The sequence below is a fragment of the Aurantiacibacter atlanticus genome (genome assembly GCF_001077815.2).
In the GTDB taxonomy this organism is placed as follows: Bacteria; Pseudomonadota; Alphaproteobacteria; order Sphingomonadales; family Sphingomonadaceae; genus Alteraurantiacibacter; species Alteraurantiacibacter atlanticus.
The window spans coordinates 1,823,236-1,848,208 of record NZ_CP011310.1 but is presented as its reverse complement, the minus strand read 5'-3'; the positions used below and the strand labels follow the sequence as shown (position 1 = coordinate 1,848,208).

The 24,973-nt window shown below is 56.8% G+C and carries 23 protein-coding genes; 9 read left to right on the top strand and 14 right to left on the bottom strand.

What is annotated here, in order from left to right; genetic code table 11:
• Positions 1-68: 68 nt before the first annotated feature.
• The 3 genes from CP97_RS08975 to pgi all read right to left on the bottom strand — a co-directional run bounded on the left by CP97_RS08975 (position 69) and on the right by pgi (position 4,564).
• Positions 69-1,097, bottom strand: coding sequence for a hypothetical protein (locus CP97_RS08975; RefSeq protein WP_048885652.1), 1,029 nt, complete (start codon positions 1,095-1,097; stop codon positions 69-71).
• Positions 1,098-1,180: 83 nt separating this feature from the next.
• Entirely contained in the window at positions 1,181-2,557 is a 1,377-nt protein-coding gene (locus tag CP97_RS08970) for a DEAD/DEAH box helicase (protein ID WP_048885651.1), read from the bottom strand.
• A 480-nt stretch (positions 2,558-3,037) separates the two neighbouring features.
• The gene (gene pgi, locus CP97_RS08965) at positions 3,038-4,564 is read right to left on the bottom strand and encodes a glucose-6-phosphate isomerase (RefSeq protein WP_048885650.1); all 1,527 of its coding nucleotides are present in this window, start codon (positions 4,562-4,564) and stop codon (positions 3,038-3,040) included.
• Positions 4,565-4,686: 122 nt separating this feature from the next.
• On the opposite strand from pgi, the gene lepB reads away from it, so the two are divergent.
• From lepB to era, 3 genes are read left to right on the top strand one after another with little or no spacing between them, the layout of a single operon-like run.
• Positions 4,687-5,550: a signal peptidase I gene (lepB, locus tag CP97_RS08960; protein ID WP_082863777.1), complete on the top strand. Its 864-nt coding sequence runs from the start codon at positions 4,687-4,689 to the stop codon at positions 5,548-5,550.
• Positions 5,547-6,218, top strand: coding sequence for a ribonuclease III (gene rnc, locus CP97_RS08955; protein WP_048886882.1), 672 nt, complete (start codon positions 5,547-5,549; stop codon positions 6,216-6,218). The genes lepB and rnc overlap by 4 nt, the downstream gene beginning before the upstream one ends.
• Positions 6,215-7,120, top strand: a complete 906-nt coding sequence (gene era / locus CP97_RS08950; protein ID WP_048885649.1) for a GTPase Era — start codon at positions 6,215-6,217, stop codon at positions 7,118-7,120. Before rnc ends, era begins: the two co-directional genes overlap by 4 nt.
• A gap of 24 nt (positions 7,121-7,144) precedes the next feature.
• On the opposite strand, the gene CP97_RS08945 is transcribed toward era, so the two are convergent.
• The 5 genes from CP97_RS08945 to plsY form a co-directional block, all read right to left on the bottom strand.
• A complete protein-coding gene (locus CP97_RS08945) occupies positions 7,145-7,327 on the bottom strand; it encodes a hypothetical protein (RefSeq protein WP_048885648.1) in 183 nt (60 codons plus the stop codon).
• Positions 7,327-9,912: a type I DNA topoisomerase gene (gene topA / locus CP97_RS08940; protein WP_048885647.1), complete on the bottom strand. Its 2,586-nt coding sequence runs from the start codon at positions 9,910-9,912 to the stop codon at positions 7,327-7,329. Before topA ends, CP97_RS08945 begins: the two co-directional genes overlap by 1 nt.
• 63 nt (positions 9,913-9,975) lie before the next feature.
• Positions 9,976-10,383: a hypothetical protein gene (locus tag CP97_RS08935; protein WP_048885646.1), complete on the bottom strand. Its 408-nt coding sequence runs from the start codon at positions 10,381-10,383 to the stop codon at positions 9,976-9,978.
• A gap of 12 nt (positions 10,384-10,395) precedes the next feature.
• Entirely contained in the window at positions 10,396-11,517 is a 1,122-nt protein-coding gene (gene dprA / locus CP97_RS08930; protein ID WP_048885645.1) for a DNA-processing protein DprA, read from the bottom strand.
• Positions 11,514-12,125: a glycerol-3-phosphate 1-O-acyltransferase PlsY gene (gene plsY, locus CP97_RS08925; protein ID WP_048885644.1), complete on the bottom strand. Its 612-nt coding sequence runs from the start codon at positions 12,123-12,125 to the stop codon at positions 11,514-11,516. Before plsY ends, dprA begins: the two co-directional genes overlap by 4 nt.
• 112 nt (positions 12,126-12,237) lie before the next feature.
• Here plsY and murI point away from each other — a divergent pair, with 112 nt between their 5' ends.
• The 3 genes from murI (at position 12,238) to CP97_RS08910 (ending at position 16,711) form a co-directional block, all read left to right on the top strand.
• On the top strand, positions 12,238-13,032 hold the full coding sequence (murI, locus tag CP97_RS08920; protein ID WP_048885643.1) for a glutamate racemase: 795 nt from the start codon (positions 12,238-12,240) through the stop codon (positions 13,030-13,032).
• 133 nt (positions 13,033-13,165) lie between these two features.
• Complete coding sequence (hemA, locus tag CP97_RS08915) at positions 13,166-14,386, top strand: 5-aminolevulinate synthase (protein WP_048886881.1); 1,221 nt, start codon at positions 13,166-13,168, stop codon at positions 14,384-14,386.
• A gap of 123 nt (positions 14,387-14,509) precedes the next feature.
• Positions 14,510-16,711 (top strand): EAL domain-containing protein, encoded by a 2,202-nt coding sequence (locus CP97_RS08910; protein WP_048885642.1) that lies wholly within the window; start codon positions 14,510-14,512, stop codon positions 16,709-16,711.
• 45 nt (positions 16,712-16,756) lie between these two features.
• Here CP97_RS08910 and CP97_RS08905 read toward each other — a convergent pair whose 3' ends face one another.
• Both CP97_RS08905 and CP97_RS08900 read right to left on the bottom strand, forming a co-directional pair.
• Positions 16,757-17,962 carry a type III PLP-dependent enzyme domain-containing protein gene (locus CP97_RS08905; RefSeq protein WP_048885641.1) on the bottom strand — a complete coding sequence of 402 codons (1,206 nt, stop codon included), beginning with the start codon at positions 17,960-17,962 and terminating at the stop codon, positions 16,757-16,759.
• A 132-nt stretch (positions 17,963-18,094) separates the two neighbouring features.
• Positions 18,095-18,643, bottom strand: a complete 549-nt coding sequence (locus tag CP97_RS08900; protein WP_048885640.1) for a LemA family protein — start codon at positions 18,641-18,643, stop codon at positions 18,095-18,097.
• A 71-nt stretch (positions 18,644-18,714) separates the two neighbouring features.
• Between CP97_RS08900 and CP97_RS08895 the strand changes: the two genes are divergently transcribed.
• Entirely contained in the window at positions 18,715-19,668 is a 954-nt protein-coding gene (locus CP97_RS08895) for a DUF3137 domain-containing protein (RefSeq protein ID WP_048885639.1), read from the top strand.
• A 12-nt stretch (positions 19,669-19,680) separates the two neighbouring features.
• Here the strand turns inward: CP97_RS08895 and CP97_RS08890 are convergent, their stop codons facing one another.
• Genes CP97_RS08890 through CP97_RS08880 form a run of 3 tightly spaced genes read right to left on the bottom strand, consistent with a single transcriptional unit; the run spans position 19,681 to position 21,953 of the window.
• Positions 19,681-20,178: a GNAT family N-acetyltransferase gene (locus tag CP97_RS08890; RefSeq protein ID WP_048885638.1), complete on the bottom strand. Its 498-nt coding sequence runs from the start codon at positions 20,176-20,178 to the stop codon at positions 19,681-19,683.
• On the bottom strand, positions 20,175-20,864 hold the full coding sequence (locus tag CP97_RS08885; RefSeq protein WP_063612405.1) for a DUF4760 domain-containing protein: 690 nt from the start codon (positions 20,862-20,864) through the stop codon (positions 20,175-20,177). Before CP97_RS08885 ends, CP97_RS08890 begins: the two co-directional genes overlap by 4 nt.
• A gap of 30 nt (positions 20,865-20,894) precedes the next feature.
• The gene (locus CP97_RS08880) at positions 20,895-21,953 is read right to left on the bottom strand and encodes a 1,9-bis(guanidino)-5-aza-nonane synthase (protein ID WP_048885636.1); all 1,059 of its coding nucleotides are present in this window, start codon (positions 21,951-21,953) and stop codon (positions 20,895-20,897) included.
• Positions 21,954-22,075: 122 nt separating this feature from the next.
• Between CP97_RS08880 and CP97_RS08875 the strand changes: the two genes are divergently transcribed.
• Positions 22,076-23,062 (top strand): threonine ammonia-lyase, encoded by a 987-nt coding sequence (locus tag CP97_RS08875; protein ID WP_048885635.1) that lies wholly within the window; start codon positions 22,076-22,078, stop codon positions 23,060-23,062.
• A 68-nt stretch (positions 23,063-23,130) separates the two neighbouring features.
• Entirely contained in the window at positions 23,131-23,553 is a 423-nt protein-coding gene (locus CP97_RS08870; protein WP_048885634.1) for an MAPEG family protein, read from the top strand.
• A gap of 9 nt (positions 23,554-23,562) precedes the next feature.
• On the opposite strand, the gene CP97_RS08865 is transcribed toward CP97_RS08870, so the two are convergent.
• Complete coding sequence (locus CP97_RS08865) at positions 23,563-24,963, bottom strand: alpha,alpha-trehalose-phosphate synthase (UDP-forming) (protein WP_048885633.1); 1,401 nt, start codon at positions 24,961-24,963, stop codon at positions 23,563-23,565.
• Between the last annotated feature and the right edge of the window lie 10 nt (positions 24,964-24,973).

The following is a 24,973-nucleotide window of genomic DNA, read 5'->3' as shown; positions in this document are numbered from 1 at the left end:
TATTTCCGTGTGCGCTATGGTCAATCACCATACGCAGAACAACCGCCAAAGGTTACAATCGTGCCGGATCAGCTTTCAAGGAAGGGCGCATAATCGCGCATCAATTGCCACGCGCGCAGATTTTCGATCATCACCGTGCTTTCATCCTTGATGCCTGCCTGCCGCTTTAGCAGGCGCAGGACGGCCGACCGCTCTGTCTCGCTGGCGCCGTGCATAGTGATGAGGACATCGGCATTCTGTTCGAAGGGCGCATCAAACAGCATGGCGCAATTCATCGGTTCAAAACCAAAGCCAAGAAACACAAGCCGCTTCCCGTGGACAACTTCCCCAAGCAATTGCCGCTTGAAACCCCGTTCTGCACCGCGTTCTGATGCGGTACGTATCTGCTCTACCACGGCAGCAAGATCATCAGGAGAGGTTTCGCCCCAAGCAGCCACGGCCCTGTCACCGGTCTGCCAATCGAGCCTGCCGGGTGTGCCATAAGCGTGGATGATGCGCAGTTTCTCTGCCACCAAGGCGCGCGCCTCTGTCAAGCTCATGCCGAAAGCCATGTGCAGCGCCCACGGAAGATAATGTTCAACCGTGCGATCATAATTGAAATTAATGATGGAGAGATTGTCGAAACACTGGTCCGCCTTGGCCCGTGGCACACCATTCACGATGGCGTGCGATAGCTGGAACAGCCAGTTTTCCGTTCCACGCACCGGCAAATCGCCCGGATCGCGCGGCTCTGGCCCCATCGGACATTTCGCCTCCGCGTCCAGCGTGTAATGCGCGATGGCAAGCTTGCCGACCGCCAGCACCAGCGGATTATCGCCATGTTGTTCAAGAATCGCATCGATAGAGCTGGAAATGCGCGAGGCTGAGCGGATTATTTGTCCGGCCTCCTGCAGCAATTGCTTCTTCACCCGCGCCTGTTTCGCGATGGCTTCAATATGCGCGGCCATGGCAACAATATCAGGACTTTCCAGACCGCCGCCCAGCCGCTGAGAATCGAAACCTGCGGCAATGCGCGCCAGCAGATCCTTCCCGTCAGGGAATTGCAGTTCGCATGAAGCGCCCGCCCCGACGACAAGCGTGGTCTTGGTCCTGATCATCGGCGATCGCGCCCCTGTTCGTGCAACATGTGCAGGAACGTAGGGGCGCGATGCTTAATATTTGGCTAGGATTGACCCAGCAATCAGGCCTGTGAGCGGCCACGATTACCGCCACGCTGGCGCTGACCACCAGAACGTCGGCCCTGGCCCCCGCTCTGGCCGCCCTGGCCACCGCGGTCACCTTGCGGGCGCCCCTTGCGATCAGCATGGCGCGAGTGACCACCAGAACCGGCGCGGGGCTTGGGCTTCACGCGCTGTTGTTGCTGCTTGGGAGCAGGCTTTGTCGGCCCGACACCTTCCACAACGGCGCGGAAGTTTTCCGGCAGTGGCAGACGATCGAAATTGGCGTCGGTCACCTTGCGGATGTCCTTCAGATATGCCCGTTCGTCCTCGGCACAAAACGCAATTGCGATACCGTCCGCGCCTGCACGCGCGGTGCGGCCAATGCGATGGACATATTGTTCCGGCACATTGGGCAATTCATAATTGATCACGTGGCTGACCCCGGGGATATCGATCCCGCGCGCGGCCACATCGGTAGCGATCAGAACAGGCGTCTTTGCCCGCTTGAATTCATCCAGGGCGCGCACACGCTGCGGTTGGCTCTTGTTGCCGTGAATGGCATTGGCACCGATATTGGCCTGCGCCAGTTTCTTTACCAGCCTGTCTGCACCGTGTTTGGTACGTGTAAAAATCAACACGCGTTCAAACTTGCCAGGCACTTCATGGCGGCCGGACAGGATCAGTTCGAGCAGCGCCTGCTTTTCATCCTGCTGGACCATGAACAGATACTGGTCGATCCGCTCTGCCGTTGTGGCAGCGGGCGTTACCGATACAGTGGCCGGATTGTTGCAATATTTGCCGACCAGTTCCTTGATCTGCTTGGGCATGGTGGCGCTGAAAAACAGCGTCTGGCGTTCTGCGGGCACAAGCTCGCTGATACGGCGCAGAGCATGGATGAAGCCGAGGTCGAGCATCTGATCCGCCTCGTCCAGCACCAATATTTCAACGCCGGAAAGGTTGAATGCCTTCTGGTCGATCAGATCGAGCAGGCGGCCCGGCGTAGCCACAAGAATGTCGGTCCCGCGGTGCAGCTTGTTACGATCCTTGCCGACAGACGTGCCGCCCACGATGGAATGAACCTTGAGGCCCGCCAGCGCACCATAATCCTTTGCGGATTCGGCAATCTGTCCAGCCAGCTCACGCGTTGGTGCAAGCACCAGCATACGGCAGGATTTGAACGGGATCTGATTGTCGGCCTTACGCAAATTATCGATGCTGGGAAGCATGAAAGCGGCTGTTTTTCCGGTGCCGGTCTGCGCGATACCCAGAAGGTCTCGACCTTGGAGTACAGCCGGAATGGCCTGCGCCTGGATGGGCGTCGGCTCATTATAGCCCTTCATGTCAAGCGCCTGAAGAACGGGCTGCGACAGCTCGAGGTCTTTGAATTGAATAGTCATTTGTAGTTCTTAAACTCGCATAATATGCGGCGCGCTCAACGGACATCCAAGACGGAGTCCGGGCGCGGCGCGGGTGTCAAAACGACCCGCGTGAAAAGGGAAGTCTCAGGGAAAAGGGCCGAAGGGCTGCCGGGACGGGCCTTTTTGTCTGGCCGATCACTTCACGCTGGCGCGCGCTTCGATGGACGCCATGTGGTGCATCGCAGCATGAAACGCAAGGAAATTCGCCTGCGGTTCTATGGATTTGGCTCACAGGGCATTAGCAAAATGGAGATCTGCAGGCGCTTATCTAGACGCTGCGCCCCTGAATCTGAAGCTCAAAAGAACGGCTCAAACCTCATGTGGAAAGTGTCTGTTCCCATTATTTGGCCCACTGAGTGACACAGACGTAGAGCGTGCGGTGTTCTTAAGGCCAATTCCTCAAGCTAAAGCGTGAGCACATTTTCAGCATTGTCGCTCCGGCCCTTAATCAATAGACGATTACCCCACGCCGGCAGCTTTCAACAATGCCTCCGTGCTCGCATCAAATCGCTCCCCGCCCTTCTCTATCTTTTTAGCGATTTCCTTGCCAAGCTCCACTCCGAACTGGTCGAACGGATTGATGTCCAGCAGGACAGCATTGGCAAAGGTCCGATGTTCGTAAAAGGCAACCAGCGCTCCGAAGGTCGCAGCATCGAGATCATCGACAAGGATTGTGGCAGAAGGCCGATCGCCGGGGTAGCTACGGTGCGGATCATCGCTCGTCTTGCCCGCCATCAGCGCGGCCCCTTGCGCAAAGCAGTTCATCAGCAGGATCGTGTGATGCGCGCTATCCAGTGTGTCACCCGCCTCTATGCTGGCAATGAAATCCACCGGGACCAGATGCGTGCCCTGATGTAATAACTGGAAGACGGCGTGCTGTGCATCAGTGCCGACCCCGCCCCAGGTGATCGGCGCTGTCGGGCCGGAAGGGCTGCCGTCCACTGTCACGCTTTTGCCATTCGATTCCATTTCCAACTGCTGGAGATAGTCGGGCATGAGCCGCAACCGCTCGTCATAGGCGAAAACGGCTCGGGTCTGCGATCCTCGAAGGCGTGAATAATATAGGTCAGCAAAGGCTGCGCGCAGGGGCAGGTTTTCGCGGCCGCTATTGTCTCGAAAATGTCTATCCACTGCCGCTGCGCCATCAAGCATGGCCTGAAAGTCGTCCCATCCCACCGCAATTGCGATAGGAAAACCAATGGACGACCAAAGCGAATATCGCCCGCCTACGCTTTCGGCAAAGGGCAATATACGCGTTTCATCGATGCCCCACTCCACCGCCTTCTCAGGCGCAGCGGTTAGCGCGATAACGCGACCCGTGGCGTCCGAAACGCCATTATCGACCAGCCATTTCAGCGCGCTTTGCGCATTGACCATGGTTTCGGTGGTGGTGAACGTTTTGGACGCCACCGCGATGAATGTGGTGGCTGGATCGCAGGCTTCGAACGCTTCTTCCAATGCCACGCCATCGATGTTGGAAACGACATGCACATCCACCAGCGGTAAATCGCGCGCCAGTGCGTCCACCGCCAACGCTGGGCCGAGCGCGCTGCCGCCTATGCCCACATGGATCAGGTGCCGAATTTCACCAAATGCGCCTTCGTGCATAGCGTTGGTGAGAAGGCGCATGCGCTCACGCAACGCTTCTGCCTCTTCAACGCTGCTGTCCTTGCCGACTCCGCGCAAGGCGGAGTGTTCGGCGGCGCGGCCTTCTGTCGGGTTGACCACCTCTCCGGCAAACAGCGCGTCGCGCATTTCATCGAACTTCGCCGCCTGCGCCAATTTTTCGAAATCCGTGAGCAGATCGTCGGTCAAATGGGTCTTGGACCAATCAAACAGTATCCCCGCGGGAGCATCATCCAGGCGCAATTCCAGCCTCGTGGCAAGCTTGTCCACTCGCTCCATATCCTCGGCAAAGAGCTCTGTCAGCGTGGGATCGGGATGCAGCGCGACCTTCTTCCAGGCCTCTTCGCGTGTCAGGGTCAATCACTTATCCTCTTTTCGGTGTTTGGCCGCTTGGGCTAATCCTTGTGACAATGATTGCAAGCCCGCATTTTCGCACGTGAACACCTTGACGCGCGCGCCCTTGCACAACATGACTTCGCGCGATGGACAATGCACATATCAGAGAGATCGAGGAACCTGCCGGCCATGCAGGCAGCCCTCTTGCTTCCAAGGCTACCGAAGCTGAGGAAAAGGAAGATTGGAAAAGCTACACCATCTTTCTTCTGAAACTGGTGATCGTGGTGCTGATCTTCCGGACCTTTATTTTCACCAGCTTCAACATTCCTTCTGAAAGCATGATGCCACGCCTGCTGGTGGGTGATTATCTGTTCTCGCAAAAATGGTCCTATGGCTATTCGCGCTATTCGTTACCGTTCAATGTGGATTTTGGTAACGGGCGCGTTCTGGCACGCCAGCCTGACCGTGGTGATATCGTGATCTTCAAGCATCCAATTGACGAAACCGATTACATCAAGCGCGTGATCGGGCTGCCGGGTGATACCGTCCAGATGATTGACGGTATAGTGCATATCGACGGAGAGGCTGTGAGCTTGGAACAGATCGAGGATTTCGTCATCCCCGTGCATGGGGATCGTGGGTGTCGCTATGCCCAGTTTGAAGTGCGTTCAGAGGACGGCAGTGCCATCTGCCAATACCCGCAATATCGCGAAACCTTGCCCGAGGGTGTATCTTACAACATCATCGATCTCGGTGAGAACTTTCAGGATAATACCCCGCCCGTGACCGTGCCCGAAGACAGGCTTTTCCTGATGGGCGACAATCGCGACAATTCGCTCGACAGCCGTTTTCCTGCAGAGCCGGGTCGCGGTATCGGCCTGGTCCCGCAGAATAATCTCGTTGCCGAGGCAAGCTTCATGTATTGGTCCACCGATGGCACTGCCGAATGGCTCAAGCCTTGGACCTGGTTCACCGCAGCGCGATGGAGCAGGATGTTTCGCGGCATATGAGCGGGCTGGAATCGCAAACGAGGGCGTGGCTGAAGGCGAGCGGCTTTGCAGTCAGGGACGAAGCGATGTGGTTGGAGGCGCTGACACATGGCAGCACGGGTGAGATGCGCGATTATCAGCGGCTGGAATTCCTTGGTGACCGGGTGCTTGGCCTTACCATCGCACATTGGCTGTTCGCGCACGATAACAGCGTCGAAGGAAAGATGGCGCAGCGCCTCAACGCGCTCGTTTCAAAGACCTCCTGCGCCGCCCGCGCGCGCGAAATCGGTATCGCGAACCATGTTCGCATGGGCAAACAGGCCCGCGAGGACGGCGCGCAAGACAGTGACAACGTGCTGGGCGACATCATGGAATCGCTGCTTGGAGCAAACTTCATCGATGCAGGGTTCGATGCCGCACAGGCACTGATCCATGCATTGTGGCATGATGCGCTTCGCGGTGCGGTGGGCCAATCCAAACATCCTAAAAGTGCCTTGCAGGAATGGGCCGCGGGCAATCGCCACCGCCCTCCGGAATATGTAGTCACCGCGACTGAGGGGCCGGACCATGCCCGACGCTACACGGTCCGCGTTGCTGTCAACAATGTCGGCCATGTCGAGGCGACGGCCAATGGCAAGCAGGAAGCCGAAACCGGAGCAGCAAAGCTATTCATGGAGAAATTCGGATGACTGACACGGCCAGCCAGAAATGCGGTGTGGCTGCAGTGATCGGCGCGCCCAATGCGGGCAAATCGACACTGGTCAATCAGCTTGTTGGTCAAAAGGTGGCTATCACCTCAGCCAAGGCGCAAACCACGCGTGCGAAATTGCTGGGCATTGCACTCCATGATGCAACGCAAATGATCCTTGTGGATACACCCGGGATTTTTGAACCTCGTCGCCGGCTTGACCGGGCAATGGTAAGCGCGGCGTGGGAAGGCACGCAGGCTGCTGATGCCGTGCTGCTGCTGGTTGATCCGGTGAAGCAGCGGCGGCACGAATTGATGCCGCTGCTGGAACGTCTGAAGGATCGCCCGGAGCGCATCTTTCTGGTGCTGAACAAGGTCGACATATCGAAGAAAGAGCCCCTGCTCGCACTTGCGCAAGAATTGGGCGAACTCGTCCAGTTCGAGGAAATCTTCTTCATTTCCGCTTTTACCGGCGATGGCGTACCCGAATTGAAAGAGCGCTTGGCAGGAATGATGCCCGAAGGCCCGTGGCATTATCCCGAAGATCAGGTGTCCGATGCGTCAGAGCGCCTGCTGGCGACCGAGGTCACGCGCGAACAGCTGTACCAGCAATTGCATGAAGAATTGCCCTATGACGCGGCAGTGCGCCCTGAAAGCTACTCTGTGCGGCCCGATGGCAGCGTTGAGGTGCGCCAGCAGATCGTGATCGCCCGTTCAAGCCAGAAGCCAATCGTACTAGGCAAACAGGGTGCGCGCATCAAGGCCATTGGTGAGGCCGCTCGTGCGGAACTGGCCGAAATTCTTGGCGCAAAAGTCCACCTTTTCCTGCATGTCAAAGTCGATGAGAGATGGGCGGAAAGCCGCGAGATTTACGAAGAGATCGGGCTCGACTGGGTGGGATAAAACTCACTCTCCAGCACCGCAAGCCTATCGTTTCTTGGCGATAGCAATCTTGTTTTTCTTGGCGAAGTCCCTGGTTGATTCCTCGCTACGGTTCAACGCCTTGGCAATCTGTTTAAGGCCCTGACCCTTGGAAGCGAGCAGCTTCAGCTTGCCCGCTTCCTCTCCGTTCCAGGGTTGCTTGTGGCGTTCAAAATTGTCTTTGCCCATCAGCCTTCTGCCGCTTTCTTCTTTGCCGCAGGTTTCTTGGCGGCAGTCTTCTTCGCTGTAGCCTTCTTGGCGGGTGCTTTCTTCTTCGCCGGCGCTTTCTTACGGCCCTTCTTCTTGGCTGGCCCCTTGGCCGCTTTTTCAGTGATCATGGTGATGGCTTGTTCTTCGGTCAGATCCTCGGGCTTCATGTCCTTGGGGATCGTCGCATTGGTTGTGCCATCGGTGACATAGGGGCCATAGCGGCCCGGCATCACCTTCATTTCTCCGCCGCTATCGGGATGCGCGCCAAATGCCTTGATCGGTTCTGCCTTTGCGCGCCCCCCGCCCTTACGATTGGCTGCTTCAGCCAGCAGTGTAACCGCTGCATTCATGCCAGTATCGAACACGTCGCGGGTGGAGGTCAGCTTGGCATATTTGCCGTCATGCCGCAGATAAGGACCGTATCGACCAATAGCAGCTTCAATATCCTTGCCGGTTTCAGGATGCTGCCCGACGATGCGCGGAAGGGCGAGCAATTTTATCGCCCAATCCAGATCGAAGTCGTCTAGATCCTTGGGGATGGACGCACGCTTTGCCTCCTTGCCTTCTCCCATCTGCACATAGGGCCCGAAACGGCCTGTCTTGCGCTCAATTGGCAAGCCACTGTCAGGGTCTTCGCCCATCACACTGTCTTCAGAGCCATCGCCATCACCTGGCTGGCCGAATTTGCGGCGGAAATTGCATTCAGGGTAGTTCACACAGCCAATGAAGGCGCCATAGCGGCCACCGCGCAAGTGCAGTTCACCACCCTCACGCCCCTGCTCTGCACAAAGCGGGCAGAAGCGCGCCGGATTGCCATCTTCACGTGGCGGAAACAGGAAATCGGCGAGAAATTCGTCGAGCACTTCGGTTACTTCCGAAGGCTGCCGTTCCATCACCTCGTCACTTTTGGGTTTGAAATCTCGCCAGAAGTTTTCAAGCAAGGTTTTGTACTCGGCACGCCCGCCGCTCACCTCATCCAGTTCATCCTCCATTTCGGCGGTGAAATCATAGGCGACATAGCGGGAAAAAAACCGCTCCAGAAACGCAGTCAGAAGCCGACCTGAATCCTCTGCGAAGAAGCGGTTTTTCTCCATCCGCACGTAATCGCGGTCACGCAGGGTCTGGATGGTGGATGCATAGGTTGACGGTCGCCCGATACCCAATTCCTCCAGCCGTTTGACAAGACTTGCTTCGGAAAAGCGTGGCGGTGGCTGGGTGAAGTGCTGCACTGCATCGACAGCCTTCTTGGCGGGCGCATCACCCTTGCGCATTACCGGCAGCAGATTATCATCATCATCGTCTGATTTTTCATCAAAACTTTCAGAATAGACTGCGAGGAAGCCGGGGAATTTCACCACCTGTCCGGTGGCGCGTAGCTCGTGCTTTGCAGTTGGGTCGCGCATCGTGACGATAGTGCGCTCAAGCTGCGCGGTTGCCATCTGGCTTGCCATCGCGCGCTTGAAGATGAGGTCATAAAGCTTGGCCTCATCCCCCGATCCCGCGCGATCCTTCGCAAAATCCGTCGGTCGGATAGCTTCATGCGCTTCCTGCGCATTCTTTGCCTTCGTCTTATAAAAGCGGGGCTTTTCGGGCTTGTAATTGCTATCATAGCGCGTGGCGATGGCATCGCGGCACGCCATGATTGCGCCCATGTCCATGCCCACCCCATCAGTACGCATGTAAGTGATGGAGCCTGCTTCGTAGAGGCTTTGCGCACAACGCATCGTGTGGCTGGCGGAATAACCCAGCTTGCGCGAGGCCTCCTGCTGCAGAGTGGATGTTGTGAAAGGCGGTGCCGGGCTGCGCTTGAGCGGTTTGGTCTCGACATCTTCAACAGTGAAACGGCCCTGCTCCACCGCAGCCTTGGCTGCATCTGCAGTGCCCTTGTTGCCAATGGAAAGACGATCCAGCTTTTCGCCGTCAAAACGCACCAGACGGGCGTCGAACGCGGTCCCATCATGTTCCATCTTTGCCGTAACGGACCAGTATTCGACCGGCTGGAAAACCTCGATCTCACGCTCTCGCTCACAGACAAGGCGCAGCGCGACGGATTGCACACGGCCGGCAGATTTGGCTCCAGGCAGCTTGCGCCACAACACCGGGGAAAGCGTAAATCCGAATAGGTAATCGAGCGCGCGGCGGCCAAGATAGGCGTCGATCAAATCCGTATCGAGCTGGCGTGGCGCCTTCATCGCCTCGGTCACTGCCTGTCTGGTGATGGCGTTGAAGGTCACTCGCTCAACTTCATCGGGCAGCGCCTTGCGCTTTTTCAGCAGGTCCATGACGTGCCAGCTGATCGCCTCACCTTCGCGGTCAGGGTCGGTCGCGAGAATCAGGCGGTCTGCCTTCTTGGCAGCATCCGCGATGGCCTTCACCTGTTCACGGTTACGTTTGTCCGAATAGACTTCCCAATCCATGGCAAAGCCTTCGTCCGGACGCACACTGCCGTCTTTTGGCGGCAGGTCGCGGACGTGGCCGTAGGAAGCGAGTACCTTGAAGTCCTTGCCCAGATATTTCTCGATAGTCTTCGCCTTAGCAGGCGATTCAACGATAACTAGATTCATGATGTTCTGTGAGTATCCCTACACGTGTACGTACGCGCGAGAGTGGGGCCTTGCGGGGATTCGTCAAGCCAACTTCGTCATTCTTCGCCGAGCGATGAAAAAGAGCGCCGCGAACACCAAATCGACAATGCCACCCAGCCCGAGATTCATTTCCGCTTGCCCACGAGACCAGAACGCCACCGCGGGAACGCCAAAACTGAGCTTCTCGAATATGCACAGCGGCATGAGCGGAGCGTAGCGACCTGGATTGCGTGAGATCACGATAAATACGCCCTGGAATACCAGCGCAATTCCGGCGAAAGCAAAATACATCAGGCGATGCGGATCTGGCGCATCGGTGAAGTAGATGATCGGCACAGCAACAAAACCGTAGGCACCTGCAATCAGGAATACTCTTTGGGCAAACAGGTCTGCTGACGGCACAGCTTCAACTGGCGTCCCACCGACATCCGTCCGAACTTTTTCGTCCATGACGCAATACCCCTATTGCCCTGACAGGCTCACCCTGCCCCCTGCATGCCGTTCAAGCCTGCCCGCGATTTCCAGTTCCAGCAAGACTGTCTGCACTGCACCGGGCCGCGCGCCTGACTGGCGGATCAATTCATCCACAGACACCGGCGCATTCGTCAGCAGATCGGAAATGTCAGCTGAATCTTCAGCGCCCTCTTCCAAATTGAGGAATTCTGCCGGGGCCACGGGCTCTTTGAAACTGGAACGCGGGATGCCATCGAAACCCGATAGCAGTTCGATGACGTCTTCGGGATCCTGCACCAGGACCGCGCCTTCACGGATCAAATGGTTACAACCATGGCTTCGTGCTTCAAGCGGGCTACCCGGTATCGCCATTACCTCGCGCCCAGCCTCGCCCGCCAGCCGTGCGGTGATGAGTGAACCGGATTTTGGCGCAGCTTCCACAACCAGCGTGCCCAGCGAGAGCCCTGCGATGATGCGGTTACGCTTGGGAAAGTGTTGTCCGCGCGGTTCTGTGCCCGGTGCTTCCTCGGCGATCAGCAGCGCCTCTGTGGCGATCTGTTCCTGCAATTTGCAGTGCTGCGCGGGATAGGAAATATCGATCCCGCTGGCGATTACTCCGATCGTGGCGGCAGAAGAATGCGCCAGGGCGCCTTCATGGCACGCACCGTCAATTCCGCGAGCAAGACCGGAAACGACGGTAAGCCCGCCCTCTGCCAGCGCGCGGCCGAAATCGCGCGCGAGCTTGACTGCGGCGGCAGAGGAATTGCGCGCACCAACCATCGCCACGCACGGACGAGCAGCCAGCGAAAGATCTCCACGAACGGTCAGGATCGGGGGCGCGCTTTCCAGTTCGGACAGCAGTGCCGGGTAATCGGGCATGTCGTGAAAAACATAGCGCGCGCCAGCCTTGCGCGCGGCAGTGATCTCACGCTCCACCCTGTCGCGCCGTGCCGCAGTATAACCGCGTTTTGCCCCACGAAGGGCCAGATCGGGCAATGCTTCCAGCGCCTGTTGCGCAGTGCCAAATCTGCACAGGAGATGAGCATAGCTGACTGGGCCGATATTGGCCGACCGCAGCAGGCGGATACGGGCAAATGCCTCGTCCTGCGAAGGCGCGTTTTTCACCGTCAACTGGCCTTGCCGACCCGGGGTTCTTCACCCTTCAACAGTCGAGAAACATTGGCACGATGGAGCCAGATAATGAGTAAAGCGATGAAGATCAGAACAGGCACAAATTGATCAAGTCCCAGTAACGCCGCCGCGACAGTTGCGGCGACAACCGCGCTCATCCCCGCAACAGAACTGATGCGCACAATGACCAGCACCGCAATCCACACCAGCGCATATGCCGCGCCGACTTCCCAGGCGAGACCGAAGGCGACACCGGCATTTGTGGCAACGCCCTTGCCGCCCTTGAAGCCCAGCCAGATGGGAAAGCAATGGCCCAGCACTGCACCAGCCGCAGCGAGTGGAACGGGGCCCCATGCTGCCTCATGCAGACTCTGCTGCCCATTGGCCAAATAGGTCGCCAGTACGACGGGAATAAAACCCTTGACCAGATCGAGCAGAAGCGTGCCCGCTGCCAGCCCTTTGCTACCGGTGCGCAACACATTGGTCGCGCCGATATTGCCCGACCCGATGGACCGTATGTCGCCCTTTCCTGCCGCCTTTGCCAGCACGAGACCAAAGGGGATCGAGCCACAAAAATAGCCGATGATGAAGGCGATCACTGATTCCATACAGCTGTCTTATCCGCTCGCCATGTGCTTGTCGAAGGGCTCTTTTTCCGGCAGGTGGCTGGCGCAATCAAAGAGCAGGTCCGTGCCGCGCTCGCACTGAACGGAGTTTGCGTTGGAGCCTGCACCAGATTCGCCGATCCTGCTGTTCGATTCCGGCCTTGGCGGATTGAGCGTGCTGGCTGAATTGCGCCGCGAACTTCCCGATGCGCCGATAATCTACGCTGCCGATATTGCGGGCCTCCCCTATGGAGAGAAAACCGAAGCAGAGATTGCTGCGCGCGTTGCCGGTCTGTTGGGCCGGATGAGTGAACGCTTTGGCCCGCGCTTGATCTGCATTGCCTGCAACACCGCCTCTACGATCGCGCTTGGGATGGTGCGCAATGTGCTGCATGTGCCAATCGTCGGGACTGTGCCCGCGATCAAGCCTGCCGCGGCTGTCACGCAAACGGGCACGATCGGTCTGCTCGGAACAGCAGCAACCATTCGGCAGGCCTATGTAGATGATCTCGAAGCGCGTTTTGCGGCGGACAACCGCCTGATCCGTTACGCGGCCCCCGGCCTCGTCGGCGCAGCGGAGACCAAATTGCGCGGCGGACGTCCCGATGATGCCGTCTTTGCCGATGCTATTGCCGGATTGCGCAGACAGCCTGATGGTGAAAATATCGATACGGTAGTCCTCGCCTGCACCCATTTCCCACTGGTGGAGGAAGAACTGCGCGCCGCCATAGGGCCAGAGGTCACCTTCATTCACGGGGCCGAGGGGATTGCCCGTCGAATTGCTTCTTTGACGCTGGGTCAGCAATTCCAGCGCAACGGTCCGGATCGCGCCATTGCGACCGGTGAAATCGACTCGGCGCTGGTCAATACGCTGGCGCAATATGGTCTTGAGAATGTCGCGCAATTTTAAGAGTTTTATGGAGCTATTCGCTTAATGCGAACGGATCGCAAACTTCGCCCTTCAATCCGGCAGTTAAATTGACTAAATGCGCCGGCAAGGAATGCCGTTGAGCTTTGGGCGCGGCGTAGCACGGACGATTGTCTTGAATTACGACCAAATATTTGACCAGGCGATTGACCGCTTGCATTCCGAAGGGCGCTATCGCGTCTTTATCGATATCCTGCGCAACAAGGGCGCATTCCCGAATGCGCGCTGTTTTGCCGGACATAACGGCCCCAAGCCGATTACCGTGTGGTGTTCGAATGATTACCTCGCGATGGGCCAGCATCCCAAGGTCGTTGCCGCGATGGAAGAAGCCTTGCACGATGTGGGTGCAGGTTCAGGCGGCACTCGCAATATTGGCGGCAACACGCATTATCATATCCAGCTTGAGAATGAGCTGGCCGATCTGCACGGCAAGGAAGCTGCACTGGTGTTCACCAGCGGATATGTTTCCAACGATGCCACGCTGTCGACCCTGGCCAAGCTGCTGCCGGGCTGCATCATTTTCTCTGACGAATTGAACCACGCCAGCATGATCGCGGGTATTCGCAATTCAGGCTGCGAAAAGCGGGTTTTTCGTCATAATGATGTCGCGCATCTTGAAGATTTGCTTGCCGCCGAAGATCCCGAAACGCCCAAGCTGATCGCTTTTGAAAGCGTTTATTCGATGGATGGCGATGTCGCGCCGATCCATGCGATCTGCGATCTGGCGGATAAATACAACGCGCTCACATATATCGATGAAGTGCACGCTGTCGGCATGTATGGCGATCATGGCGGCGGCATTTCGGAACGTGACAATGCGGCAGACCGTATTGACTTGATAGAAGGCACGCTGGGCAAGGCATTTGGCGTTATGGGCGGATATGTTGCGTCCAGTCGCAAGGTGATCGACTGTATCCGTTCCTATGCTCCGGGTTTCATTTTCACCACCTCACTCAGCCCCGTATTGGTAGCAGGTGTGCTCGCCTCGGTTCGCCATCTCAAACAATCGAGTGAAGAACGTGAAGCCCAGCAGATGAATGCACAGGCGCTTAAATCCCACTTCCGCGAAGCTGGATTGCCGGTGATGGATTCCTCAACGCATATCGTACCGTTGATGGTGGGCGATCCTGTCCGCGCAAAGAAAATCAGCGATATATTGCTGGCAGAATACGGCGTGTATGTTCAGCCGATCAATTATCCTACGGTCCCACGCGGGACGGAACGGCTTCGCTTTACCCCCGGCCCAGCGCATACTGATGCAATGATGGCCAGCCTGACCACCGCTCTTGTCGAGATCTGGGACAGGCTCGAGCTTGAATTGCGGCAGGCTGCCTGACCATTCGGCACGTTTCGTCCGCAGCGGCGGATGAAAACCTTAAGCAGTTGGTAACCACATTTATGGCAAGGCATTTAACCAGACCCCGGAATTCCCCGGCGATGGATCAAATGCAGGCGATAAATGGCAGTGAGAGGTCTTCTGAAGGGATTTGGCGGCGGTGAGGCGGTGCGCACCGAAACACGTGTAATTCCGACTGATGATACCACTCGACGACTGCAGGTGCTTGACGATTACGAGCGGACCGGCATTTCGTGGATCTGGGCAACAGACGATGAAGACCGGCTTATCTACTTCTCTCCCAGCGCCGGCGATCATCTGGAAAATGGCATCGACCAATTGCTAGACGAGCAACTGCCCGACCTGTTTGAAATTGACAAGCTCAACTCGGACCGCTCTGACCGACCGCTGAGCTTCCAGCTAAAGGCTCGCAACAAAATCACTGATTTGCCCGTCCGGCACATCAAGGAAGCCACCTTTTCCATGAAAAGGGAACGCTGGTGGTCGCTTTCAGGTCATCCCAAGTTCTCCGCGGACGGGAAATTCCTCGGCTATCGCGGAAGCGCAAAGGATGTGACCGAGGCCTACCATCGCCAGCGCGAGGATTCGCACCTCGCTGAATATGATTCGCTGACGGGCCTTGCGAACCGCCACCGCATAACGCGCAAATTGGAAAATACACTTTCAGCCTACAAATCGTCCAAGCGTTCATGCGCGCTGATGATGCTGGACCTCGACAAGTTCAAGCAGGTGAATGACACGATGGGCCATCAGGCCGGCGATGAAATGCTGCGTCAGGTCTCCGAACGGCTTGTCGCGATCCTTGGGGAGAAGGGTGAAATCGGCCGGCTGGGCGGTGATGAATTTCAGGTCATGCTGCCCGATCTGGATGATCGCGGCATTTTGGGTGATCTTGCTGACAAGGTTATCCAGATGCTCTCCTCGCCCTATCAGATAGAAGGAAAGCGCGCTATTATCGGCGCGTCTGTCGGCATTTCAGTCGCGCCCTATGACGGTATCGAAGCAGAGGAGGTCATCCACGCAGCGGACCTTGCGCTCTATGCAGCCAAGAACAGCGGACGCGGCACCTATCGGTTTTATTCTGTCGATCTCATGGATGTGGAAGAAGAACGCGACCTGCTGCTGGACGATTTGCGCAAGGCATTGGTGACCGAGCAGTTGGAACTGCATTACCAGCCTGTTGTACGCACAAAGGATCATGCCATCGTCGGCTTCGAAGCGCTCATGCGATGGGATCACCCGGAGCGCGGCTCCGTAAGCCCCGCCGTGTTTATTCCGGTGGCCGAAAGCACTGATCTCATCAATCAACTCGGCCAATGGGCCTTGCGCCGCGCATGCGAAGATGCGCTGAAATGGCCTGAGAGCGTGCGGGTCGCCGTCAATGTATCAGCCCGCCAGTTCACCAATAAGGGCTTTCCCGCCGTGGTCACGCAGGTACTGGCGGAAACCGGGATCGCGCCCGATCGGCTTGAGCTGGAGCTCACCGAAACTGTTTTTATGGGTGATAGTGAGATCACGTCCGCTACGTTCAAGACCCTAAAATCGCTCGGCGTCAGACTTGCCCTCGACGATTTCGGTACCGGCTATTCCTCTCTCAGCTATTTGCGAAATGCGCCCTTCGACAAGATCAAGGTGGATAAGAGTTTCGTCGATAGCTGCACCCAGAAGGATGAGAACAGCGCCAAGATCATCACTGCCATCATCGGCCTTTCTGATGCTTTGGGGATGGAAGTCACCGTCGAAGGCGTGGAAGCCTTCGACCAGTATAGGCTGGTATGTGACAAGGGCGCGAAATATATTCAGGGCTGGATATTCTCCAAGGCCCGCCCGCAAGCCGATATCCTCGCTGATATCGCCAATGGCGGTTATCGTATCGAACCTGCTGGCCCAGACACCTATCGCCCCGAACGCCGATCGGTATTCCGTCGCATCGGCGTAATTCATGAAAATCACCGCTATGATGCGGTTATGCGCGATCTATCGCAAACCGGCGCGCGGATCGAAGGTCTTATGGGGGTGCCTGCCGGAACCGGCATTGTGCTTGATCTGGGTGGCGGACAACTGGTCGTATGCACTGTGCGCCGCAGCAAGGATGCGGTGATCGGCGTCGAGTTCGAGATCCCGCTAGCCAGCGACGGCGCAGGCGGTCTGGTCACTCGACATCGCATTTCACCATATGCGCTTGCCGCAGCGGGAATGCCGCTGGCCGCGCTACCACCTGGAAATTACCCGCTCTCTCCCGGTGACCCCGACAAGCCCGCAGGTACGCCGCAATTTCTGCAAGTGACTGTGCAGCGAAGCTAAAAGCGAAGCTGCCCGCCAATCTGACCCCATCTTTCAGAAGCTAATTTATCGCAGGCTTACCACATTGTCGCTTGCACGCGGATCTATTCGGTCACCACGATAGAGGCTGGCCATCGGTTCATCGGTGACAATCGCACCCTCAGTGGCGCCAAAGCCGTTGAAGCCGGTTTTCATTGCCGCGCCATATGCGCCCAGCATGCCGATCTCGATATAATCATCAGCCTGGATATCCTCGGGCAATTGGAATGGGCCCTGCATGTAATCTGCATCGTCACAAGTGGGGCCGTAAAAAGCGAAATCATCAAGCGGCTTGATCAAATCATCTTCCAGCGCACACACCGGAAACCGCCACTCGACATGGGCGGCATCAAACAGCGCGCCATAAGCGCCATCATTGATATACAATTCATTATCGCGGCGTTTTTCGACGCGCACCACGATAGAGGAATATTCGGCACAAAGCGCCCTGCCAGGCTCTGCCCAAAGTTCTGCCGAATAGGAAATCGGCAGGGCTTCGAAATGGCGATGGATCAGCGCGAAGTAATCCTCCAGCGGAGGCGGCTCCAGCCCCGGATAAACACTGGGGAAACCGCCGCCGACATCTACGATATCAACGGTAACTGCAGCTTCGGCAATCGCGGCACGCACACGCTCCAACGCCTGCACATAGGCAAAAGGCGTCATCGCCTGGCTGCCCACGTGGAAGCACACGCCAAGCGCGTCACAATGCTGACGGGTGGCCTGCAAAAGCGGCGCAGCATCGGTCAGATCGGCACCGAATTTGGCGGCAAGCGACAATTCTGAGTGTTCTGATGACACACGCATGCGCACCAGCAGGTTCAAGTCCTTGGCAGGATTGCCCGCTTCGTCGGTCGTCGCCTTTGTGATCTTCGCCAGCTCTTCCAGCGTATCGAGGCTGTAGGTCTTTACGCCATGTTCGAAATAGGATTCATGAATAGCGCGTGCGGTTTTGACCGGGTGCATGAAACACAGGGTCGCATCGGGAAGCAAGCCGCGCAAAAGCCTCACTTCACCAATGGAGGCCACATCGTAATGCGTGACGCCATTGTCCCACAAAATCTTGATCAGATCGGGCGAAGGATTGGCCTTGACCGCATACATCGACTTGCCGTGAAACTTCTCGACAAAAAAACGCGCTGCGCGTGCGGCAGCATGCGGACGGGTGAGGATAACAGGTTCATCCGGCGCAAGAGCGCGGACTACAGCCTTAGCATCAGGATACTGGAGCAATTCAAGGGACCCCCTAAGGTATCAAACCAACAAGAAGCTGCCTTGCGGTGGGTGTCCCTTGGGGCAGCGGAAGCGCGCATATAAGCGGCTCTGGCTGAACTGCAAGTAAAAACAGACGAGTGGAAATATCCGTCAGAACTGCACGTTGGGAACCTGGTCCACCACGCCGGTTTCGCTATCGTCCAAACGGTGAAAATCGGCCTTCAGAAAGCCCAGCGTGCCCGCGAACATGACAGCCGGAAAGGCTTCGCGCCCGGTGTTGTAACGCGACACAGCTGCGTTGAGCGCGCGGCGCGCGGCGGCCAGCTTGTCTTCCACATCGGCCAGTTCGCGCTGCAATTCCTGAAAGTTGGTGTTGGCCTTCAGATCAGGATATTCTTCTCCCAGCGCCAGCACCCTGTCCAGTGCAACACGCAGCGCCTGCTCGTCGCCCGAATTGATCGAGCCGCTGGCAGCTTGATTGCGCGCTGAAATCACCTTCTCCAGCGTATCCTGTTCATGCGAGGCATAGCCCTTCACCGTGTTGACGAGGTTGGGAATAAGATCATGGCGCTGGCGCAATTGCGCGTCGATATCGGCAACACCCTGATTCACCTTCTGCCGCAGCCTGACAAGCCGGTTGTAAATGCCGATCACAATAATGGCGAGAACGACGACGATGGCGATCAGTACAAATTCCATACGCGCTACCCTACACTTCCTCTGTTAAGGATTTATGTGCCATCAACAGCCGGACAGGGAAAGGGGGGCACATGATCGAGCAACTGGACGCCGATGCGCTGATGGCGGGTCCGCTGGGCAATTGGCTAGAAGAACAGGCCAGCGTGCGTGAAAACGCCAAGAAAGTGATGTGGAACCGGCGGTTTATCGTCATCATAGTCGTGCTGCCGCTTGCCCTGTTTGCCTGGATCGCCTTCCAGCTTGAATTTGCGCCAATTCTATGGGTTGGCGGCGCTGCGATCGCCATGGGTTTTGTCTGGGCGCAGAGCCCCGTCAGAAAAGCAATTAAGACTGTGAAAGTGGGTATTAACGATGCCATCGCTGGTGCGCTTGGGCTGGAGTATCGGCACGATTGCGATGCTGGTGCGCCATTTGCACTTGCCAAGGCATGCCACACACTGCCCAAGCATGACCGCGCCAGCTTTGAAGATCAGTGGACCGGCCATATCGGCGACATACCCTTCCGGGTTCATGAAACTCATCTGGAAGAAAGGCGAGGATCAGGAAAAAACCGTCGCTGGGTGACGGTGTTTCGTGGATTGGTGATGAGCGTAGGCTATTCGCGGCGCTTCCACGGCACAACGCTGCTGGTTCGTAACAATGCCCATCGCCGGTTTTGGGGCAAGAAGATGGACAGTCTGAACGTCATCGACCTGACGCTCGATTATGCGGAGATGACTCATCCCGATTTCGAGGATCGCTTCGACATATATACCAGCGACCAGACCGAAGCACGGCATTTGATCGACCCATTATATGTCGAGCGTTTGATTGCGCTGGAACACAGCTATCGCGGCGATGACGTGGCCACCATTTTCCACGAGGGCAATCTTGTGGTCACGTTAAAGACGAAAAACATGTTTGAAAGCGGAAGCATTGAAGCTCGTGACGACCGCAGGCGGATCGCAAAAACGATCAGGCAATTCGCCACAATTGCCGATTTGGCGCGCGAACTGAACAGCCGCGAACCGCTGACCGGACGGTAATAAGGTGCCGCGTCATAGCTTGCGAGCGAAGACGGCAGACTGCCTTTTAAACCCGGCACGCTCGAAGAAATGATGCGCGCCCTCGTTATCGCGCCCGCTTTCAAGGAACACCCATTCCACGCCGCGTTCGCGAATACGGGTTTCTGCAAGATCAATCATCCGTTTGCCGATCCCTTGTGAACGCTGGGATGGATCCACGGCCATATCTTCGATGACGGCAAATCGTCTGCGCGAAGAAGCCTCCCATGCAAGCATTAGCAAGCCGCAAACCTCACCAGCAGCATCGTGCGCTACCAGCAGGTCACGATTCCCGCGATCGCTGAAATCTTCCAGATACAAACGTTCCAGATTGGAAACCCAGCTACGGCCATCGTCGCTCAACCCCGTTTGTATTTCACCATGGCTGATATAGCTGGACGCCGCGCCGATTACTCTGCCAGCAAAGGCAGCAGCAGGGGCTACATCCTCGGCATGATTCCAACGAAAGTGAAGTTCGTGCGCTTGCGTCATTCCCGCCCGTCTGCCGGATTGAGCGGAATCATGGTGACAAACCCGTAATCCACCGGTGGCCATTGGGGTGTCTGTGCAATGTCATCTAGCCAATTCTCGATGATGGGGCAGCCGCCAAGTAAATGGCTTGTCGCCACATAGAATTCACGGCGCCGTATGTCTGCGTCGGGATGCGATTCATAGATACGAATCCCAATGTCGAAGATGTGGCGGACATCTGGCGTGTAATTTTCGCGCATTCCTGCCTCCCACATCTCGCGGAAATACCATTGGTCGAGCACTTCGTGAAACCAGGCTACCCAGCTTGCGAAGACGTGCGCATCAACCACGCCGTTACGGCGGAAATTGGAGCAGACTTCGAAGAGGTTTAGACACTGGTAGTAATGTTGCAGCGTTGTCGCGGCATTCTGCCGGTCATTCTTTGGCAGGCGCGCTGGGCGATCGGTTGACTCATAGGGACGCATCGCGATCGCGTTTGCTGCGGCAAAGCGGAAGGCTTCGCTCGAATGCACCTCAAGTTCGAGATAGGCGGTCGATTTTTCTACCCGGTCATCCCGCGATGCAACGTGACGCTCAAGCCTGCGAGTTTCCAGCGCGGAATACCAACTGTAGATCGCTGCGAGCGCAGAAAGGCCGAGAGCAAGAAACGCGATCGAATTAGCCGCAAGCTGGCTGTCCATATCCATCAGCTTTCCTCCAGACCTCTTGGACCGCCCTTAGCTCTTGTCGAAAAGCTTTGCCCAGCGGCGTTTGTCACGCATTTTCCAGTGACCGCGATGATAGGCATCACTTGCCAGCAATGGCATAACGCTACCTGCTTCGGCAAAGACCATCTGCTCAATTCCAGTATTGACCTTGCCCCAGCTCGCCGCCTCTTGCAGCGTGGAGGATGAGCATGCCCCGTCGCGCACGTCGGCCACGGTGATCTGCACAGCATATTTGTGCACGCTCACATCTTCATGACCCAGAATTTCAGCGCATACTACCGTATCCTGAATGAAATTCTTGGGAACACCGCCGCCGACCATCAACAGGCCGGATTCGCCGCCCCTAATTTTGATATCGGTAAGTTCGCGAAAATCGGCTACCGCGTCGATCATCATGTAAGATTCGCCCTTTTCCATCTGGTCAACCTGGTGCTTGACCAGGCCGAAACCGGCCGAACTATCTACGAATGCAGGGCAGAAGATCGGGACATCATGCTCATAGGCGAGCTTGACGAGGCTGTTGTCCTTCTTGCCATGTTCAACCAGATATTTGCCCATTTCCTTGATGAACTCGCGGCTGGAATAGCCCCGATGTTCCAGACTGTTGGCGAGCTTGTTGATGGTGAAATCACAATCCTGCAATTTCTCTTCATCAATGTAGGTGTCATAAATCCTGTCGATATAGAGCGAACGCAACGTATCGTCATCGGGCACCTCCAGTGCCTGATAATGCTTGTGACCAAGCCCTTCGAAGAAATCCATGTCGACGATGGTTGCACCTGTGGCCACCACGCAATCGACCATGTTCGAACGAATTAGTTCGGCATAAAGATCCATGCAACCGCCCGCGCTGGTCGAACCAGCGATGACGAGAAAGATGGTGCAATCCTTGTCCGCCAGCATCTGGTTGTAAATGCCCGTGGCACGCGCCAGATCGCGGCTGGTGAAGCTCATCTTGCCCATGGAATCTATGATGGGACGGGCATCAAAACTGGTGATGTCGACATGTTCGACCTCGCTCGAAAGCAGCTCGTTCTTGCGCGTGTCGTTGACCGTGGAATCGCTCATCTTGGAAAATCTCCTGTCCGTCTTCTCCGACCAACGGCGCGCGACTGGCACCGTTCCTTCGGATGAGAGGCGCGCGCCATTAGGCTGTGGCTTCGCCGTGGTAAAGCACTAATAGAACGACCATGACACAAACACCAATTGAGCATGCGGAAATGCGCGCACCCACCCATTCCGGCGTGCTTCGCGCCGCACAGAAGATCGCCGAGCTGCTGCCACGCACCCCCTTGATCCCTTTCGAATTTGAAGGCTGTCGTTTGTGGGCGAAGGCGGAATGCCTGCAGCCTGTGGGCGCATTCAAGATACGCGGCGCATGGCACCGCCTTTCCGATCTGTCCGATGCCGAAAAGTCGAAGGGCGTGGTGGCCGTATCCAGCGGCAATCATGCACAGGGCGTGGCCTGGGCAGCACGCGAACTGGGCATTTCCGCCACCATAGTCATGCCCGCAAATGCCCCCACCATAAAATTGCAACGCACGGCTGAATATGGCGCGAAGATCATCACATACGATCGGCTGACGGAAAACCGAGAAGCTATCGCCAAGGCCATCGCGCAAGAAAACCGCGCGACATATGTTCATGCTTTCGGCGACCCGTGGGTAATCGAGGGGCAAGGCAGTGCCGGGGTGGAAATCACCGCGCAATTGCTGGATCAGGCCGGGCGCCCACCATCGCGCATTGTCGCGTGTTGCGGCGGCGGTGGATTATCATCCGGCCTCGCCCTCGCCTGCCCCGATGCCGACATTATTCCGGTGGAGCCGGAGGGTTGGGACGATATTTGCCGCAGCCTAGAAACAGGGCAAATACAGGACATCGGCAGCACCCCCCCGCCCACGGCTTGCGATGCGCTCCAGACCTTTGCGACTTTCCCGATCAATTTTGCGGTGCTGAAGGCACGTTGCGAGGAATGGGCGCGGGTCTCGGAAGAAGAAATTGCCGCTGCCCAGCGGTTCGCTTTCGCACAGCTCCGACTTGTGGTTGAGCCGGGTGGCGCGGCGGCCCTTGCAGCAGTGCTGGCGGGCAAGGTCAAATTGGATGATGCAACTGTCATCATGCTGACCGGCGGCAATGTCGATCCTGCTAGCTTCGCGCAAGTGTTGGAAGGGGCGTAATAGGCCATGATTGACAATCCAATCACCCCCTTCCACCCTCGGCAGATCCTTGGAGGAGGGCTAACGATATGAATACGGCCATACTGGCACCGGCAGCAGCACTCGCACTCTGGTCAATGATAATGCTTCTCTGGATGGCTGGGACGCGGCTGCCTGCCCTTGCCAGGCTTAACCTCGATCCAAAAACATCGCGCGGCGGCAGAGGTGGTGATCTCGACGGGGTCCTCCCCGCTGAAATCCAGTGGAAATCACATAATTACAATCATTTGATGGAACAGCCTACGGTGTTCTATGTGGTGTGCGTAATTTTGGCGATTTCCGGGACCAGCAGCTATGATCTTTATCTTGCATGGGCCTATGTCGGCCTGCGTATCATTCACTCATTTTGGCAGGCGATGGTGAATACAATTCCGATCCGTCTGACACTTTTCGCCATCGGCAGCATGATCCTGTTGATCATGGCGGTGCGCGCACTGTTCGCCACGCTCTAGATAGTTCTCCTAGGACCCTGTCGACGCAAGATCGCCAATGAAATTTTCGGCCCATCGCTGCACGTTTTCTTCGCGCACAGAAGTAATCATCTTGTCAAAGCGCGCCTTGCGTTCAGCAAGCGGCATCTCGAGCGCTATGTGGATGTTGTGCGAAATATCATCGGCGCTGTGCGGATTGATAAGTAGCGCGCCCTCCCCATCACAATCGAGCTGTTGTGCAGCGCCGGCAAAGCGAGACAGGATGAGAACCCCAGGGTCATCGGGATCCTGGGCAGCGACATATTCCTTGGCGACGAGGTTCATCCCATCACGCAGCGGCGTTACCAGCCCGATTCTCGAACCGCGGTAAAAGCCGTAAAGCTCTTCCTGGCTATAGCCCCGGTTGACATAGCGGATAGGCACAACGTCCACATCGCTACGCGCCCCGTTGATCTGCCCTGCCTTCTGCTCAAGCGTGGCACGAATGTCCTGATAGCTGCCGATATCTTCGCGGCTGGGCGGCGCAATCTGGATGAATACTAGATCACGCGCCTTTTCCGGATATCGGTCAAAAAATCGGGCAATGCCCTCCATCCTTTCTGGCAGGCCCTTCGAATAATCGAGCCTGTCAACGCCGATCATTGCAGCGCGGTGGCGGGTTGAAGATAGCAGCCGCTGCTGCGCCTGTCTCGCCTCGCCAGTATTACCCTTGGCGGTGAAAAATTCGAAATCGATGCCGATGGGATAGGCGCGTGCGATTGTTGTCCGCCCCTCGAACGTGATGGCGCCAGTGTCATAATCCACCGTAGCCCCCAGCTCTTTCCAGCAATAATGCAGGAAACTGTCGAGCCATGCATCGCATTGGAAACCCAGCAAATCATAATGCAGCATCGAGCGCACGAGCCGCTCGTGATAGGGCAGGGAAACGAATAGATTGGTCGGCGGCCAAGGCGTATGGAGAAAAAATCCGATCTTGTTGTTCAGCCCGTGCGAACGAAGGCGTTCTCCCAATGGCAACAGGTGGTAATCATGGACCCAGACTTGGTCGTCCGGCTCTACAAGCGGCAGAACGCTCTGCGCAAAACGTTCGTTAACTCGCTCATATCCCTTGGCAAACTCGCGCTCATATTTGGTGAGATCGATTCTGTAGTGGAGCAATGGCCACAGCGTTGAATTGGCGTAGCCGTTGTAATATTCCTCAACATCCTGATGTTCCAGATCGATCGTGGCGGTCGTAACACCTTCATCAGAACGGACGTAATTGATGCTGCCGGTAAACTGTTCAGCTTCCTGTCCGGACCAGCCGAACCAGATCCCGCCATTCGATTTGAGCGAGGCATTCAGCGCGCCTGCCAAGCCGCCCTGCGCACCTGGAACCCCGCGGGCCTTGGGCACTGCGACGCGATTTGAAATGACGACTAGTCGTGGCATTTGATCCCTG

Coding starts and splice junctions, on each gene's coding strand:
- CP97_RS08975 (WP_048885652.1), bottom strand. CDS start 1,097: ATGATCAGGACCAAGACCACGCTTGTCGTCGGGGCGGGCGCTTCATGC.
- CP97_RS08970 (WP_048885651.1), bottom strand. CDS start 2,557: ATGACTATTCAATTCAAAGACCTCGAGCTGTCGCAGCCCGTTCTTCAG.
- lepB (WP_082863777.1), top strand. CDS start 4,687: ATGGACAATGCACATATCAGAGAGATCGAGGAACCTGCCGGCCATGCA.
- rnc (WP_048886882.1), top strand. CDS start 5,547: ATGAGCGGGCTGGAATCGCAAACGAGGGCGTGGCTGAAGGCGAGCGGC.
- era (WP_048885649.1), top strand. CDS start 6,215: ATGACTGACACGGCCAGCCAGAAATGCGGTGTGGCTGCAGTGATCGGC.
- CP97_RS08945 (WP_048885648.1), bottom strand. CDS start 7,327: ATGGGCAAAGACAATTTTGAACGCCACAAGCAACCCTGGAACGGAGAG.
- topA (WP_048885647.1), bottom strand. CDS start 9,912: ATGAATCTAGTTATCGTTGAATCGCCTGCTAAGGCGAAGACTATCGAG.
- CP97_RS08935 (WP_048885646.1), bottom strand. CDS start 10,383: ATGGACGAAAAAGTTCGGACGGATGTCGGTGGGACGCCAGTTGAAGCT.
- plsY (WP_048885644.1), bottom strand. CDS start 12,125: ATGGAATCAGTGATCGCCTTCATCATCGGCTATTTTTGTGGCTCGATC.
- CP97_RS08910 (WP_048885642.1), top strand. CDS start 14,510: ATGGCAGTGAGAGGTCTTCTGAAGGGATTTGGCGGCGGTGAGGCGGTG.
- CP97_RS08900 (WP_048885640.1), bottom strand. CDS start 18,643: ATGGAATTTGTACTGATCGCCATCGTCGTCGTTCTCGCCATTATTGTG.
- CP97_RS08895 (WP_048885639.1), top strand. CDS start 18,715: ATGATCGAGCAACTGGACGCCGATGCGCTGATGGCGGGTCCGCTGGGC.
- CP97_RS08890 (WP_048885638.1), bottom strand. CDS start 20,178: ATGACGCAAGCGCACGAACTTCACTTTCGTTGGAATCATGCCGAGGAT.
- CP97_RS08885 (WP_063612405.1), bottom strand. CDS start 20,864: ATGGATATGGACAGCCAGCTTGCGGCTAATTCGATCGCGTTTCTTGCT.
- CP97_RS08880 (WP_048885636.1), bottom strand. CDS start 21,953: ATGAGCGATTCCACGGTCAACGACACGCGCAAGAACGAGCTGCTTTCG.
- CP97_RS08875 (WP_048885635.1), top strand. CDS start 22,076: ATGACACAAACACCAATTGAGCATGCGGAAATGCGCGCACCCACCCAT.
- CP97_RS08870 (WP_048885634.1), top strand. CDS start 23,131: ATGAATACGGCCATACTGGCACCGGCAGCAGCACTCGCACTCTGGTCA.
- CP97_RS08865 (WP_048885633.1), bottom strand. CDS start 24,963: ATGCCACGACTAGTCGTCATTTCAAATCGCGTCGCAGTGCCCAAGGCC.